The sequence below is a fragment of the Burkholderia sp. MSMB617WGS genome, assembly GCF_001532025.2.
GTDB classification, from domain to species: Bacteria; Pseudomonadota; Gammaproteobacteria; order Burkholderiales; family Burkholderiaceae; genus Burkholderia; species Burkholderia savannae.
In genome coordinates this window covers 2,197,141-2,211,842 of the sequence record NZ_CP013458.1, presented here as the reverse complement: position 1 = coordinate 2,211,842, position 14,702 = coordinate 2,197,141, and the positions used below count along the sequence as shown (strand labels likewise).

Annotated in this window: 13 protein-coding genes; 5 read left to right on the top strand and 8 right to left on the bottom strand. The window is 64.9% G+C overall.

What is annotated here, in order from left to right:
• Positions 1-34: 34 nt before the first annotated feature.
• The 8 genes from WT60_RS30630 to WT60_RS35505 all read right to left on the bottom strand — a co-directional run bounded on the left by WT60_RS30630 (position 35) and on the right by WT60_RS35505 (position 8,634).
• Positions 35-964 (bottom strand): ABC transporter permease subunit, encoded by a 930-nt coding sequence (locus tag WT60_RS30630; RefSeq protein WP_059579264.1) that lies wholly within the window; start codon positions 962-964, stop codon positions 35-37.
• Positions 961-1,947, bottom strand: coding sequence for an ABC transporter permease subunit (locus WT60_RS30625; RefSeq protein WP_060356664.1), 987 nt, complete (start codon positions 1,945-1,947; stop codon positions 961-963). The genes WT60_RS30630 and WT60_RS30625 overlap by 4 nt, the downstream gene beginning before the upstream one ends.
• Positions 1,944-3,098 (bottom strand): polyamine ABC transporter ATP-binding protein, encoded by a 1,155-nt coding sequence (gene potA / locus WT60_RS30620; RefSeq protein WP_038748245.1) that lies wholly within the window; start codon positions 3,096-3,098, stop codon positions 1,944-1,946. Before potA ends, WT60_RS30625 begins: the two co-directional genes overlap by 4 nt.
• Before the next feature lie 189 nt (positions 3,099-3,287).
• The gene (locus WT60_RS30615) at positions 3,288-4,409 is read right to left on the bottom strand and encodes a polyamine ABC transporter substrate-binding protein (protein WP_038748247.1); all 1,122 of its coding nucleotides are present in this window, start codon (positions 4,407-4,409) and stop codon (positions 3,288-3,290) included.
• A 66-nt stretch (positions 4,410-4,475) separates the two neighbouring features.
• Positions 4,476-5,933 (bottom strand): aspartate aminotransferase family protein, encoded by a 1,458-nt coding sequence (locus WT60_RS30610; RefSeq protein ID WP_100185425.1) that lies wholly within the window; start codon positions 5,931-5,933, stop codon positions 4,476-4,478.
• A gap of 35 nt (positions 5,934-5,968) precedes the next feature.
• Positions 5,969-7,303 carry a glutamine synthetase family protein gene (locus WT60_RS30605; RefSeq protein WP_059579553.1) on the bottom strand — a complete coding sequence of 445 codons (1,335 nt, stop codon included), beginning with the start codon at positions 7,301-7,303 and terminating at the stop codon, positions 5,969-5,971.
• A 26-nt stretch (positions 7,304-7,329) separates the two neighbouring features.
• A complete protein-coding gene (locus tag WT60_RS30600; RefSeq protein ID WP_060356630.1) occupies positions 7,330-8,130 on the bottom strand; it encodes a gamma-glutamyl-gamma-aminobutyrate hydrolase family protein in 801 nt (266 codons plus the stop codon).
• Between the two features lie 300 nt (positions 8,131-8,430).
• Complete coding sequence (locus WT60_RS35505) at positions 8,431-8,634, bottom strand: hypothetical protein (RefSeq protein WP_226377325.1); 204 nt, start codon at positions 8,632-8,634, stop codon at positions 8,431-8,433.
• A gap of 431 nt (positions 8,635-9,065) precedes the next feature.
• Here WT60_RS35505 and WT60_RS30585 point away from each other — a divergent pair, with 431 nt between their 5' ends.
• The 5 genes from WT60_RS30585 (at position 9,066) to WT60_RS30565 (ending at position 14,583) form a co-directional block, all read left to right on the top strand.
• Positions 9,066-9,617: a cupin domain-containing protein gene (locus WT60_RS30585; RefSeq protein ID WP_038752790.1), complete on the top strand. Its 552-nt coding sequence runs from the start codon at positions 9,066-9,068 to the stop codon at positions 9,615-9,617.
• Between the two features lie 98 nt (positions 9,618-9,715).
• Positions 9,716-11,206 carry an aldehyde dehydrogenase gene (locus tag WT60_RS30580; protein WP_059579564.1) on the top strand — a complete coding sequence of 497 codons (1,491 nt, stop codon included), beginning with the start codon at positions 9,716-9,718 and terminating at the stop codon, positions 11,204-11,206.
• A gap of 126 nt (positions 11,207-11,332) precedes the next feature.
• Positions 11,333-12,295: an agmatinase gene (gene speB / locus WT60_RS30575; protein ID WP_060356621.1), complete on the top strand. Its 963-nt coding sequence runs from the start codon at positions 11,333-11,335 to the stop codon at positions 12,293-12,295.
• Positions 12,296-12,857: 562 nt separating this feature from the next.
• Positions 12,858-13,295, top strand: a complete 438-nt coding sequence (locus WT60_RS30570) for a hypothetical protein (protein ID WP_059642584.1) — start codon at positions 12,858-12,860, stop codon at positions 13,293-13,295.
• 313 nt (positions 13,296-13,608) lie between these two features.
• On the top strand, positions 13,609-14,583 hold the full coding sequence (locus tag WT60_RS30565; RefSeq protein WP_060356622.1) for a helix-turn-helix domain-containing protein: 975 nt from the start codon (positions 13,609-13,611) through the stop codon (positions 14,581-14,583).
• The last annotated feature ends 119 nt before the right edge of the window (positions 14,584-14,702 follow it).

Below are 14,702 nucleotides of genomic sequence, written 5' to 3'. Positions count from 1 at the left end.
GACTTCGGTGCTCGTTCGGGCGATCGGGGCGGCGTCAGGCTGTGCCGAGCGACTTTCTCGTCGCGGCGGTTTGCGGTGCGCGCGGCGCGCTGCCGGGCGCGTCGGATTCGGCGGCGTCGGACGGCGCGGGCTGCGCGAACGCAAGACGCATGTCGCGCTCGCGCCGGCGCTCGCGGCTCAGCATCATCTGGTTGACGAGGATCACGCCGATCGTGACGGCGGTGATGAAGAGCGTCGCCAGCGCGTTCATTTCGGGATTGAGGCCGAGGCGCACGCGCGAGAACACGACGAGCGGTAGCGTCGTCGAGCCGGGGCCGGACAGGAACGCGGACAGCACGAGATCGTCGATCGACAGCGTGAACGACAGCAGCCAGCCGGACAGCAGCGCCTGCGAGATCAGCGGCAGCGTGATCACGAAGAACACCTTGAGCGGCGTCGCGCCGAGATCGAGCGCCGCTTCTTCGAGCGACTTGTTCAGCTCCTTGACCCGCGACTGCACGATGATCGCGACGTACGACACACACAGCATCACGTGGCCGATCCAGATCGTCACCATTCCGCGGCCCTTCGGCCAGCCGAGCATCTGCTCGAGCGCGACGAACAGCAGCAGCAGCGAGATGCCCTGGATCACCTCGGGAATCACGAGCGGCGCGTTGATCATCCCGGTGTAGAGCGTGAAGCCGCGAAAGCGTCCGAAGCGCGCGAGCACGAAGCCCGCCCACGTGCCGATGAATACCGACGCGAACGCGGTCAACAGGCCGATCTTCAGCGACAGCCACGCGCTCGTCAGCAGCTCGTCGTCCTGCAACAGCGCCGCGTACCACTTCAGCGAGAAGCCGGACCAGACGGTGACGAGCTTCGATTCGTTGAACGAATAGACGACGAGGCTCGCGATCGGGATGTACAGGAACAGGAAGCCGAGCGTCAGCACGCCGGCGGAAAGCGGCTTGTTGGGCTTGATCATTTCGCGTCCCCCAGTTCCTTCACCTGGTAGTACTGGAACACGGCCATCGGCACGAGGAGCAGCAGCACCATCGCGACCGTCACCGCGGAGGCCATCGGCCAGTCCATGTTGTTGAAGAACTCGTCCCACATCACGCGGCCGATCATCAGCGTGTCGGCGCCGCCGAGCAGCTCGGGAATCACGTATTCGCCGACGGCCGGAATGAACACGAGCAGGCTGCCCGCGATGATTCCGTTCTTCGACAGCGGCAGCGTGATTTGCGTGAACGCGACCCAGGGCTTCGCGCCGAGGTCGTATGCGGCCTCGAGCAGCGTCAGGTCCATCTTCACGAGGTGCGCGTAGAGCGGCATCACCATGAACGGCAGGTACGAATAGACCATCCCGATGTAGACGCCCGCATCGGTGTGATAGAGGCGCAGCGGCGAGTGAATCAGGCCGATCGCGATCAGCGCGTGGTTCAGCAGGCCGTCGTCCTTCAGGATGCCGATCCATGCGTAGACGCGGATCAGGAACGATGTCCAGAACGGCAGCATCACGCCCATCATCAGCAGGTTGCGCGTCGCGGGCGCGGAGCGCGCGATGTAGTACGCCATCGGATAGCCGATCAGCAGGCAGAACAGCGTGGACACCGCAGCCATCTTCAGCGAGCTGACGTAGGTCGCGACATAGAGGCTGTCTTGCAGCAGGAACGCGTAATGGCCGAGCTGCAGCGCGAACTGCACCGCGCCGTCCTTGACGCTCATCAGCGCGGTGTACGGCGGGATGCCCATCACCTGATCGGCGAAGCTGATCTTCAGCACGAGCACGAACGGCAGCGCGAAGAACAGCGTGAGCCAGAGGAACGGCACGCCGATCGCGACGCTGCGGCCGGACGGCTTGAAGCGCGCCGCGATGCGCGTGACGAGCGCGCGCGCGGGCGACGCGCTTCGGGCGGCGCAGGAGGCCGCCGCGAGCGAGGAAGAGGGAGAGGGAGAGGTTCTCATTGCGTCAGCACCACGCCGCTTGCGGGCGACCAGGAGACGAACACGTCGTCGTTGTAGGCGGGCGCACCTTCCTGCATCAGGTGCGAGCTCGAAAGATTGGACACGACGGTCTTGCCGCTCGGCAGGCGCACGTGGTACAGCGAATAGCTGCCCATGTACGCGACGTCGGTGACGACGCCGCGCGCCCAGTTGTGCGGCGCGCTCGGTCGCTCGCGCGACACGCGCACGCGCTCGGGCCGCACCGAGATGCCGACCGGCATGCCGAGCGGCCCCGTGACGCCGTGGCTCACGTACATCCGCGCCTCCAGGTCCTCGCTCTCGACGAAGATGTGATCGGGCTCGTCCTCGACGACGACGCCCTCGAACAGATTCGTCGAGCCGATGAATTCGGCCGAGAAGCGGCTGTTCGGGAATTCGTAGACCGCGCTCGGCGTGCCGATCTGCACGATCCGGCCTTCGCTCATCACCGCGAGGCGGCTCGCCATCGTCATCGCTTCTTCCTGATCGTGCGTGACCATCACGCAGGTCACGTCGACCTTCTCGATGATGTTGACGAGCTCGAGCTGCGTCTTCTGGCGGATCTTCTTGTCGAGCGCGGACATCGGCTCGTCGAGCAGCAGCAGCTTCGGGCGCTTGACGAGCGAGCGCGCGAGCGCGACGCGCTGCTGCTGGCCGCCCGAGAGCTGATGCGGCTTGCGCTGCGCGTAACGGCTCATCTGCACGAGGTGCAGCGCATCGGCGACGCGCTCGCGGATCTCGTGCTTGGGCGTGCCTTCCTGCTTCAGGCCGAACGCGACGTTCGACTCGACCGTCATGTGCGGAAACAGCGCGTACGACTGGAACATCATGTTCACGGGGCGGCGATACGGCGGCAGGGTCGCGAGATCCTCGCCGTCGACGAAGATGCGCCCGGACGTCGCCGTCTCCAGCCCGGCGAGCATCCGCAGCAGCGTGGACTTGCCGCAGCCGGAGCTGCCGAGCAGCGCGAACAGCTCGTTCTTCGCGATCGACAGGCTGACGTTGTCGACGGCGGTGCTGTCTCCGAATTTCTTCACGACGTTCTCGATGCGGACGAACTCGTTCGTTCCGGACGGTTTGCCGGCCGGGGGGCGCGCCAGTTGCGCGGTGTCGATTGAAGGCGTCGATTTCATGATGTAGCCATCCTTCGTTGGGGATCGCAGGCATGAGCGCTCCCGCGCGACGCGCACGATGCGAATCGCGGAGGCACTGCGACCGGGAGTCGAGGCGTCGGGCGTTTCAGGTCGAACGCGCCGGCGCCGGCTTGCTTGCTTCGGGCGGGCAGCGGTCGAGCGACTGCTGCCCGCGGCCGTCGTTCGTGATCAGTGTCCCGTCTTCAGTTGCGCCCACAGGCGGTTTTCGAGACGCAGGATGTCGGCGGGCATCGGCCGCATCAGCGTCATCTTCTTCAGCACGTCTTCGGGCGGGTAGACGGTCGGGTCCTGCGCGACGCCCGGCACGACGAACTGTCGCGCCGCGCGGTTCGCGGTCGGGTAGAACACTTCGTTCGTGATCGCCGCGTTGACCTTCGGGTCCTCGATGTAGTTGATCCATTTCAGCGCGGCTTCCGCGTGCGGAGCGTCCTTCGGAATCACCATCACGTCGAACCACAGCAGGCCGCCTTCCTTCGGGTTCGAGAACTTGATGTCGTACGAGCGCTTCGCTTCGGCCGAGCGGCGGTGCGCGATGCCGACGTCGCCCGACCAGCCGAGCGCGACGCACACGTCGTTGTTCGCGAGATCGTTGATGTAGCCGGACGAGTTGAACTGCGTGATGTACGGGCGGACTTTCTTCAGCACGTCGAACGCCGCCTGGTAGTCGGCCGGATTCGTGCTGTTCGGATTCCTGCCCATGTATTGCAGCGTCGCGGCGAACACGTCGACCGCCTGATCGAGGAACGACACGCCGCAACCCTTCAGCTTCGACAGGTTCGCCGGATCGAGCACGAGCGCCCAGCTGTCGACGGGCGCGTTTTCGCCGAGCGCCTTCTTCACCGCCTGTACGTTGTAGCCGATGCCGTCGGTGCCGAACGCCCAGGGCACGCCGTACTGATTGCCCGGATCGGCGTCGGAGATCATCTTCATCAGCGTCGGATCGAGGTTCGACAGATTCGGCAGCTTCGACTTGTCGAGCTTCTGATAGACGCCCGCCTGAATCTGCTTGGCCATGTAGTTCGACGTGGGCACGACGATGTCGTAGCCGGAGCTGCCCGCGAGCAGCTTCGCCTGCAGCGTGTCGTCGCTGTCGTAGTTGTCGTACTTGACGTGGATGCCCGTCTGCTTCTCGAAGTTCGGGATCGTGTCTTTCGCGATGTAGTCGGACCAGTTGTAGACGTTCAGCTCGACCCCGGCCGCCTGCGCGGCCGGAACGGACAAGGCCGACGCACCGGCGAGCGCGACGAACGCAGCGCGCGCGACCGCATGACGAAGATGGCTCACACTCATGTTGTTCCCCTGATGATGAAGGTGGGGAGCGGCGCACGAGCGCCGCCCGCCCGATTGGCAATGCGGTTAGGAAAGGCCCAGTTGCTGTGCGGTCGCGTCGATCGCCTTCTTCGCTTTCGATACGATCTCGTCGATCTCAGTCTTCGAGACCACGAGCGGCGGCGACAGCAGCATCCGGTCGCCCGTCGCGCGCATGATCAGGTTGCCGTTGAAGCAGTAGTCGCGGCAGATCGTGCCGACCTCGCCGCCGTTCTCGAAGCGCTTGCGCGCGCCCGGCTCGCGCGCGAGCTGCAGGCCCGCGACGAGCCCCGCGCCCGAGATCTCGCCGACGATCGGGTGATGCGAAAACGTCTCGCGCAGCAGTTTCTGGAAGTAGGGGCCCGTATCGGTCTTCACGCGCTCGACGATCTTCGCGTCGCGCAGCAATGTCAGGTTCGCCACCGCCACCGCCGCCGCGACCGGATGCCCGGAGTACGTCATCCCGTGATTGAACTCGCCGTGCGCGATCAGCGCGTCGGCGATCCGGTCCGACAGCGCGACCGCGCCCATCGGCACGTAGCCGCTCGTCAGCCCCTTCGCGAGCGTCATCAGATCCGGCTCGAAGCCGAAGTGCCGATGCGCGAACCATTCGCCGGTGCGCCCGAATCCACCGATCACCTCGTCGGCGACGAGCAGCACGTCGTACTTGCGGCAGATTCGCTCGATCTCGGGCCAGTACGTCGACGGCGGGAAGATCACGCCGCCCGCACCCTGGAACGGCTCGCCGATGAACGCCGCGACGTTGTCCGCGCCGAGCTCGAGAATCTTCGCCTCGAGCTGCCGCGCGCGCTCGAGCCCGAACGCCTCCGGCGTTTGCCCTTCGCTCGCTTCGCCGAAGTAATAAGGCTGATCGATGTGCACGATATGCTCGACCTTCGACGGCATCTGCTCGTGCATGTAGCCCATGCCGCCGAGCGTCGCGCCCGCGATCGTCGAGCCGTGATAGCCGTTCTTGCGCGAGATCACGAACTTCTTTTGCGGGCGGTTCTGCGTGCGCCAGTACTGATGCGCGACGCGCAGCACCGTATCGTTGCCCTCGGAGCCGCTGTTGCAATAGAAGAAGCGGTTGAACGACGGCGGCGCGATCTGGGCGAGCAGCGCGGACAGCTCGATGATCGGCGGGTGCGTGGTCTTGAAGAACGTGTTGTAGAACGGCAGTTCGCGCAGCTGCCGGCTGCCGGCCTCGATCAGCTCCTCGCGCCCGTAGCCGACGTTCACGCACCAGAGCCCGGCCATCCCGTCGATGATCTTGTTGCCGTCGGAATCCCACAGATACACGCCCTCGGCCTTCACGATCACGCGGCTGCCCGTGCGATTGAGCGAGCCCATGTCCGAGAACGGATGGATATGGTGCGCCGCGTCGAGCGCGCGATATTCGGCGCTCGTGCGGCGCTGCTGCGCGTGTGCGCCGGATGCGGGCGCGGTGGGCGCGGCGGGCGCGGCGGGCGCGACCCACGCCGATTCGTTGTTCAGTCGGTAGCTCATCGTTTCCTCCTGTATGGATGCGGCTGCGTGCGCGTTCAGACGTGCAGCAGCAGATGCTTGCGTTCCCACGAGCTGATCACGCGGAAGAACGCTTCGTATTCGGTTTCCTTCAGCGCGAGGTAGGCCTTCACGAACTTTTCGCCGAGGATGCCGGCGAGCGGCTCGCATGCGCTCATCAGCGTGAGCCCCTCCTCGAGATTGCGCGGCAACTGGTACGGCAGGCTGTAGCCGTCGCTGACGAGCGGCTCGGTCGGCACGAGGCGCTGCGTCATGCCGAGATAGCCCGCCGCGAGCGTGCCCGCGATCGCGAGATACGGATTGCAGTCGACGCCCGGAATGCGGTTCTCGACCCGGCGCGACACCGACGACGAATGCGGAATCCGGAAGCCGACCGTGCGGTTGTCGTAGCCCCACTGCACGTTGATCGGCGCGGCCATGAAGCGCGACAGCCGGCGATACGAGTTGATGTACGGCGCGAAGATCGGCATCAGCGCGGGCGTGTACTTCTGCAGCCCGGCGATATACGCGTAGAACATGTCGGTCGGGCTGCCGTCTTCGGCGGTGAAGAGATTGCGCCCCGTCTCCTCGTTGATGATGCTCTGATGCACGTGCATCGCCGAGCCCGGCTCGTTCTCCATCGGCTTCGCCATGAACGTCGCGTACATGTGATGCCGCAGTGCAGCCTCGCGCACGGTGCGCTTGAACAGGAACACGCGGTCGGCGAGATTCAGCGGATCGCCGTGCAGGAAGTTGATCTCCATCTGCGCTGCGCCGACTTCGTGAATCAGCGTGTCGACTTCGAGATCCTGTACTTCGCAGTACTCGTAGATGTCCTCGAACAGCGGATCGAACTCGTTGACTGCCTCGATCGAGTACGACTGGCGGCCCGTTTCCGGCCGGCCGGTGCGACCGATGGGCGGTGCGAGCGGGAGGTCCGGGTCCTTGTTCATGTCGACCAGATAGAACTCGAGCTCGGGCGCGATCACGGGCTTCCAGCCTTTCGCCTTGTAAAGGTCGAGCACGTGGCGCAGCACGCGGCGCGGCGAGATCTCGACGGGCGTGCCGTCGAAATGCACGCAGTCGTGGATCACCTGCGCGGTCGGATCGATCGCCCACGGAATCAGGCGGATCGTCGATGCGTCGGGCAGGCACACCATGTCGGGATCGGTGACGCCCGTCAGGCTGCCGTCTTCGGGATAATCGCCGGTGACGGTCTGGATCATCACCGCCTGCGGCAGGCGCATCGATTCGCCGGTTTCGAACTTGCTGCGCGGAATGATCTTGCCGCGCGCGATGCCGGCCATGTCCGGGATGATCGCCTCGATTTCGGTGATTCGATGTTTCTTCAGGAATTCGTCGATGTCTTGCATGATCGTTCTCGTTGTAGTGGGCCGGGTCACGCGCCGATCGCGTGCGCCGGCGGCAGGTCGGCGTCGTGCTGCATGCGGGCGAGCATCCGGGCGCGGCACGCGTCGCCGAATGCGCGGAAGATCGCGGTGGATAGCGGATCGTCCGCGTGCTTCCATTCCGGATGCCACTGCACGCCGAGCGCGAATGCGCGTGCGCCCGGCACGGAGATGGCTTCGATCAGGCCGTCGGGCGCGAGCGCCTCGATCGCGAGACCCGCGCCGGGCTGCGCGATGCCTTGCCCGTGCAGCGAGTTCACGCGCGCGTTCGTCTCGCCGCCGCAGAGGCGCTGCAGCAAGCCGCCCGGCGCGAGCCGGATGTCATGCGCGGGCGCGTACTGCGCGTCGGGCGCGTCCTGCTTGTTTTCGCGGTGATCGTCGAGGCCGTCGACCGCATGCACCTGCTGATGCAGCGTGCCGCCGAACACGACGTTCATTTCCTGGAAGCCGCGGCAGATCGCGAGCACCGGTACGCCTGCGTCGATCGCCGCGCGCACGAGCGGCAGCGTCGTCTCGTCGCGCGCGGGATCGTGCAGCGTGCCGGGCGCGCTCGGATGCCCGCCGTAGCGATGCGGCTCGACGTTCGAATGGCTGCCGGTAAACAGCAGCCCGTCGACGGCCGCGAGCACGTCGCGCGCCGCTTGCCGCGCGCCGAGCGCCGGCACGATCATCGCGAGCGCGAGCGCGCCCTCGACGATTGCCGCGATGTATTTTTCGCCGGCGACATGAGATGGATGCGCGCCCATCATCGTTTTGTCAGCGGTGATTCCGACCAATGGTTTGCTTTGCATGAATTTCACGTTTCGATGAATGCCCGGATTGCGAATCGCGCATCGAAAATCGCAATACGGCAGGCGTGACGGGGCCCGTCGGCTTCACGCGATGCGCGAAGTCGATGAGTCGTGGCGCGACGGTCGAACGGTGGCGGCAAGCCGGCAGCCGCACGGCGCGCGATGCAGGGGATTGCGCTCGCTCCGAGCGAACGCGCGACGCAGCGGGGATGGCCGAGCGCGCGCGTTCGATGTCAGGCCGCTGCGCCGATCAGGCGTCAGGGCGTGCGTTCGAAGCGAACAGCGGCAGAAGGAGAGGCGCTAGGGCAGAAGCGAGGCGACTTCGTCGATGTGCACGGCGATGTAGGCGCGTGCGGAGACGGCGTTGTGACGTCGCACGGAGCGACGGGACAGGATGGTGAATACGGACGGAAGCAGGCGAGGAACAAGCGCGCCGCTGCTGCCGTCGGAGAGGGCGACGTCATGCGGGATGTTCGCCGCATGTCTTCGATCCCACCTTACCAGAGGGCCACGGACTCTCACGATTACACTCGACTGGTGACGTTGAAAGTTTTGAACACCCCGGCTCATCGAACGCATCCTGCGTTTAATAAATCGGGGCGACGGTCCGGCGGCAAGATCGTCAACGTGCTGCATATTTCGGACACCGTCAGAAACGCACCGCAACATGACGATGATGTGACGCCGACCTGTGGATCAGCATATACGAGCCAAAAACGGCGTCAAATATTTTTCAAAAATACGAAGCATCGAGTGCTCGATGGTGGCGGGCATAAATCCTGCGTGAGCGAATGCGCGCCGCAGCGTGCATTATTTCGATCGTCTTGCAGGGTTTTCCCGGACAGAAAACGATTGAAAGTGATTAGAATATTCGACACTCGTGCCATGCAATCGTCGGTCGTCGACGCTCACCAATCGTGTCGGATTCCACATCGATGTCCAATGAAGTCGCCACCCGTCTGCGTCACGTGCGCATGAAGTACGGCCTGTCGCAGCGCGAGCTCGCGAAGCGCGCGGGCGTCACGAACGGCACGATCTCGCTGATCGAGCAGAGCCGCGTGAGTCCTTCGGTAGGATCGCTGAAGAAATTGCTCGAGTGCATTCCGATGAGCCTCGCGGAGTTCTTCACGTTCGAGGTCGACGAGGATCGCTCGGTCGTCTCGCGCCGCGGCGAGATGCCGAATCTCGGCAACGACGCGATCGGCTTCTATCTGGCGGGCTCCGGCGTCAAGGACCGCAACATGTGCATCATGCGCGAGGTCTATCAGCCGCTCGCGGATACAGGCCCGGAAATGCTCACGCACGCGGGGCACGAGGGCGGCGTCGTCGTGTCCGGTCAGATCGAGCTGACCGTCGACGGCGCGACGTGGCTGCTCGATCCCGGAGACAGCTACTACTTCGAGAGCCGCTTGCCGCACCGTTTTCGCAATCCCAGCGCGGAACACGTCTGCGAGGTCGTGTCGGCGAATTCGCCGCCCACCTTCTGACGACGCGCCAACGCGATTCGCCGCCGCCCGCGCGTCGCAAGCATGCGGCGCCGGGCATTTAGTTTGCATGGCGAATCAAACCCTACGAGGCTATTCCGATGGACAAGACGACTTTGGCTTACTGGCAGGACAAGGCAGCGACGCTCGCGATAGAAGGGCGCGCATTCATCGGCGGCGCGTACCGCGACGCGCACGGCGGCAAGACGTTCGATTGCGTGAGCCCGATCGACGGCCGCGTGCTCGTGAAAGTCGCCGACTGCGGCGCGGCCGACGTCGACGCGGCGGTGGCGGCCGCGCGGCGCGCGTTCGACGAGCAGGCATGGGCGGGCCTGAACCCGCGCCGGCGCAAGGCGATCCTGCTTCGCTGGGCGGCGCTGATGCGCGAGCATCTCGACGAGCTGTCGCTGCTCGAGACGCTCGACGCGGGCAAGCCGATCGGCGACACGACGACGGTCGACGTGCCGGGCGCCGCGTACTGCGTCGAATGGTTCGCGGAAGCGATCGACAAGGTCGGCGGCGAAGTCGTGCCCGCCGATCATCATCTCGTCGGCCTCGTCACGCGCGAGCCGCTCGGCGTCGTCGCCGCGGTCGTGCCGTGGAATTTCCCGATCCTGATGGCGTCGTGGAAGTTCGGGCCGGCGCTCGCCGCGGGCAACAGCGTCGTGCTGAAGCCGTCGGAGAAATCGCCGCTCACGGCGATCAGGGTCGCGCAGCTCGCGCACGAAGCGGGCATTCCGGCCGGCGTGTTCAACGTCGTGCCGGGCGGCGGCGAGCCGGGCAAGCTGCTCGCGCTGCATCGCGACGTCGACTGTCTCGCGTTCACCGGCTCGACGGGCGTCGGCAAGCTGATCATGCAGTACGCGGGCCAGTCGAACCTGAAGCGCGTGTGGCTCGAGCTCGGCGGCAAATCGCCGAACATCGTGCTGCCCGACTGCCCGGATCTCGATCGCGCGGCGAAGGCGGCGGCGGGCGCGATCTTCTACAACATGGGCGAGATGTGCACGGCGGGCTCGCGCCTGCTCGTGCACCGCGACATCAAGGATGCGTTCCTCGAGAAGCTGATTGCCGCGGCGCGCGCATACAAGCCGGGCAATCCGCTCGACCCGAACGTGTCGATGGGCGCGATCGTCGACGCGATCCAGCTCGAGCGCGTGCTCGGCTACATCGAAGCGGGCCGCGGCGAAGCGAAGCTGCTGCTCGGCGGCGCGCGCGTGAACGAGCAGAGCGGCGGCTTCTACATCGAACCCACCGTGTTCGACACGGCGCCCGACGCGAAGATCGCGCGCGAAGAGATCTTCGGCCCGGTGCTGTCGGTGATCACGTTCGATTCGATCGACGAAGCGGTGAGGATCGCGAACGATAGCGAATACGGGCTCGGCGCCGCGGTGTGGACCGCGAACCTGACGACCGCGCACGAAGTCGCGCGCCGGCTGCGCGCGGGCACCGTATGGGTCAATTGCTACGACGAAGGGGGCGACATGAATTTCCCGTTCGGCGGCTACAAGCAATCGGGCAACGGCCGCGACAAGTCGTTGCACGCACTGGAGAAGTACACCGAGCTGAAGTCCACGCTCGTTCGGCTGCGCTAAAGGATTCGCAAGCCAGCGCGGCGGCGCGCATGCGTCGCGCCGCCGCGTTCCCAATGAATCCGACGCCGGCGCGCTCGCATTATCGGCGGCATCGCGAGCGCGCCGGTCCCTCCACCGGGTCATTCGATGACTGAAACGCTCTATGGCGACGGCGCGATCCGCCGCTCCTCCCCCTACGGTTCCTCGATCGAAAACACTTACGCGGGCGTGCTGTCGTTCATGCGGCGCAACTACACGCGCGATCTCGGCGGGGTCGACGTCGCCGTGTCCGGCGTGCCGCTCGATCTCGCAACGACGTTCCGCTCCGGCGCGCGCCTCGGCCCCGCCGCGGTGCGCGCGGCGAGCGTGCAGCTTGCCGAGCTGAATCCGTATCCGTGGGGCTTCGATCCGTTCGACGATCTCGCGGTGATCGACTACGGCGACTGCTGGTTCGACGCGCACAATCCGCTCACGATCAAGGCCGCGATTGTTGAGCACGCGCGGACGATCCTGCAGTCGGACGCGAGGATGCTGACGCTCGGCGGCGATCACTACATCACGTATCCGTTGCTGATCGCGCACGCGCAGAAGTACGGCAAGCCACTGTCGCTGATCCATTTCGACGCGCACTGCGACACATGGGCCGACGACGCGCCCGACAGCCTCAATCACGGCACGATGTTCTACAAGGCGGTCAAAGACGGGCTGATCGATCCGAAGACGTCGGTGCAGGTCGGCATTCGCACGTGGAACGACGATTATCTCGGCATCAACGTGCTCGACGCCGCGTGGGTGCACGAGCACGGTGTGCGCGCGGCGCTCGAGCGCATCGGCTCGATCGTCGGCGACCGGCCCGCGTATCTGACGTTCGACATCGACTGCCTCGATCCCGCGTTCGCGCCGGGCACGGGCACGCCGGTCGCGGGCGGGCTGTCGTCCGCGCAGGCGCTCGCGATCGTGCGCGGTCTCGGCGGCGTGAACCTGATCGGCGCGGACGTCGTCGAAGTCGCGCCCGCGTACGATCAGAGCGAAATCACGGCGATCGCGGCCGCGCATGTCGCGTGCGATCTGCTGTGTCTGTGGCGGCAGCGCAAGGTCGGCGCGCGTTGACGCGATCACGCGGCGATCGGCGGGCGGAGCGGCTGGACGGCGGCTCGACGGGAGGTGCTCCCGGAAGTGTTCGCCGTCCAGGCCATGGCGCTCCGGCCGCTAGACCCGCCGCCAATGCATTGCCCGCCGAACGTGCCGCGATTCCCGCAATTGCTGCGTTCATTCTCGGCGATGCGTCGCCTCGATCCGCGTCGGCGGGGATTTCGACGGGTGTACGGCGGATTGAAGCTCGACAGGTGGTGGGAGGCGTCATCAATAAGCAGGTCGAGCTCGCAGAAACGCCTTCGGGCATGAGCTCCCCGATCGCCCGGCAGACATGCGATTCGCGTGCGCTTCATTGCATGCGGAAGGTGGATTTCAGTCCATTTCAGGCGGATATGCGTCCATTATCCAAACAACCGGACGCATTGGCGTTGACGCGGAGATAACGCGGTCTATATCGTACAGAGGCTTTGCAAATCGGCATCGCAGGTAGAAAGGAGGCAGTCGGCTCCGATCGTCGTGCAAACGGTTTGCGGTCACGAAGTCGTTTTGATCGCGCATATCTCGCGACGAGGACAACATGAAAATGAATATCGTCACGCGCACGCTCACGATGTCGCCGCTGATGCTGGCGGCGGCTTGCAGTCAGATGCCCTTTGGCGGTACGGACACCGCCAAGTACGGGACCGCCTATATCAAGGAACATCTTGTCACCGGTGTCACGACGCAGGAGCAGGTGCGGACGCTGTACGGCAATCCGGATCGCAAGATGATGTACAGCGATGGAGGGGAGAGCTGGGATTACGATTTCAACCCCGGTGATAATCAGGTCAGCCATGCCGTCGGTTATCTGTGGGGTTCGATCCCGAAGCCCGGAACGAGTGGCGTGACGGGCAATGCAGTCGGCACCGCGAACCAGGGCGTGTTCGACAAGATTTATTCCAGGGATGCACGGAAGTCGTTGTCGGTCACCTTCAAGAAGGGGGTCGTTTCAAATTACTATATTTCCGGAAAATAGCATCGCGGCATTGCGCCCGGCATACGTCGCAGAGCGGGTATGACTCGCCGTCCCTTGCGTGGGCCACGAATGAAATTCGCGCAAAAGCGCATCACGCCGTTTCCGCGGCGGACCTTGTTCGTCGAAGAACGGGACGGGGCCACGCGGGCGCTGTCGTCACGGCGATTCGAAGCTGGTGTGCGTTCTTCGCATCGCTTACACTCATTCGCGTTGCCGATAGGCCGATGAGCCGGAGATTCCCGGCCATGTTCGGAATATCGCCCTTTGCCCGGCCGGCAAAGGCGCTGGCCGATTCACGCGGATCGGGGGCCACTTGGACAAAACACCCGGCATCGGTATTTACCGCTGCACGACGCTGGAGATTCCGGCGCGTGACAGATTCGACGCGTGGGCGGCAGGCGGCAGTTGCCAGTATTCGATCGTCGACAGCGCCGGCGTGCCGTTCGATTGGGAATCGAGCGGCGCCACGGTGGGGCCGCTGTCGATCGGCTGGCATACCTGGTTGCATCCGTCGCGGCGAGCCGTGATCAAGGCCGATAGATCCTCTCGCCAGATTGCCGCGCGCGGGCTGGATCTTTATCAGTTCACGATTCATCTCGATGCCGGGTTCGTTTGGCTAAGCGGACCGGAACCATCGTTCAAGCAACGCAATGAACTGTACGTGATCGACGCAACCCAGCCGTTCGAATCGGAGATCACGACGGGCAACGTCGTTTGGATGGCGATACCCCGATCGTTGCTGCCGGTAACGGCCGAATGGCTGCACGGGAAATCGCTGAAGCAGGGAGTCGGTCAACTGCTCGCCGATCACCTGCGTTCGCTGGTCGCGAACCTGCCGCGTTTGAACGCCGACGACATCGGTCCCGTCGTCCAGGCGGCGCTGCATCTCGCAAGCGCTTGCGCGGCGCGCAGCCCGGATCTGTTCGAGCAGGCCAACGCGGCCATCGAAAGCGCGTTGCAGCAACGCGTGAAAAACTACATCGATGCGAACCTGTCGAGCCTCGAGCTGACGCCTGATCTGATCTGCAAGCAGGTCGGTCTTTCGCGATCGAAGCTCTATCAGTTGTTCGAGCCGCATGGTGGCGTGATGCGGCAGATACAGCGCAAGCGTCTCGAATCGGCCTATCGCATGCTCGCCGATCCGGCGTACGTCCGGGAGTCGATCGCGACGATCGCATGGCGCCACGGCTTTCGCGACGAAAAATATTTCAGCCGGATCTTCAAGGCCGAATTCGGTCATACGCCGAGCGAGACGCTGGAGCGGGCCGGGCAACGGCTGCATCGGTGACGCCGCGCTGCCGGCGCGGGCCGGCGGCGGCGCCGCTGCGAAATGAAACAGGGCCGATCGCTGTGCGATCCCGGCCGCCGATCCGGCCTGCCGCCGCTAATGCCGTCCATCGATAAGTT

Excerpts from the sequence above, each read along its gene's own strand:
- WT60_RS30630 (WP_059579264.1), bottom strand. The coding sequence starts at position 964 with ATGATCAAGCCCAACAAGCCGCTTTCCGCCGGCGTGCTGACGCTCGGC.
- WT60_RS30625 (WP_060356664.1), bottom strand. The coding sequence starts at position 1,947 with ATGAGAACCTCTCCCTCTCCCTCTTCCTCGCTCGCGGCGGCCTCCTGC.
- potA (WP_038748245.1), bottom strand. The coding sequence starts at position 3,098 with ATGAAATCGACGCCTTCAATCGACACCGCGCAACTGGCGCGCCCCCCG.
- WT60_RS30615 (WP_038748247.1), bottom strand. The coding sequence starts at position 4,409 with ATGAGTGTGAGCCATCTTCGTCATGCGGTCGCGCGCGCTGCGTTCGTC.
- WT60_RS30610 (WP_100185425.1), bottom strand. The coding sequence starts at position 5,933 with ATGAGCTACCGACTGAACAACGAATCGGCGTGGGTCGCGCCCGCCGCG.
- WT60_RS30605 (WP_059579553.1), bottom strand. The coding sequence starts at position 7,303 with ATGCAAGACATCGACGAATTCCTGAAGAAACATCGAATCACCGAAATC.
- WT60_RS30600 (WP_060356630.1), bottom strand. The coding sequence starts at position 8,130 with ATGCAAAGCAAACCATTGGTCGGAATCACCGCTGACAAAACGATGATG.
- WT60_RS30585 (WP_038752790.1), top strand. The coding sequence starts at position 9,066 with ATGTCCAATGAAGTCGCCACCCGTCTGCGTCACGTGCGCATGAAGTAC.
- WT60_RS30580 (WP_059579564.1), top strand. The coding sequence starts at position 9,716 with ATGGACAAGACGACTTTGGCTTACTGGCAGGACAAGGCAGCGACGCTC.
- speB (WP_060356621.1), top strand. The coding sequence starts at position 11,333 with ATGACTGAAACGCTCTATGGCGACGGCGCGATCCGCCGCTCCTCCCCC.
- WT60_RS30570 (WP_059642584.1), top strand. The coding sequence starts at position 12,858 with ATGAAAATGAATATCGTCACGCGCACGCTCACGATGTCGCCGCTGATG.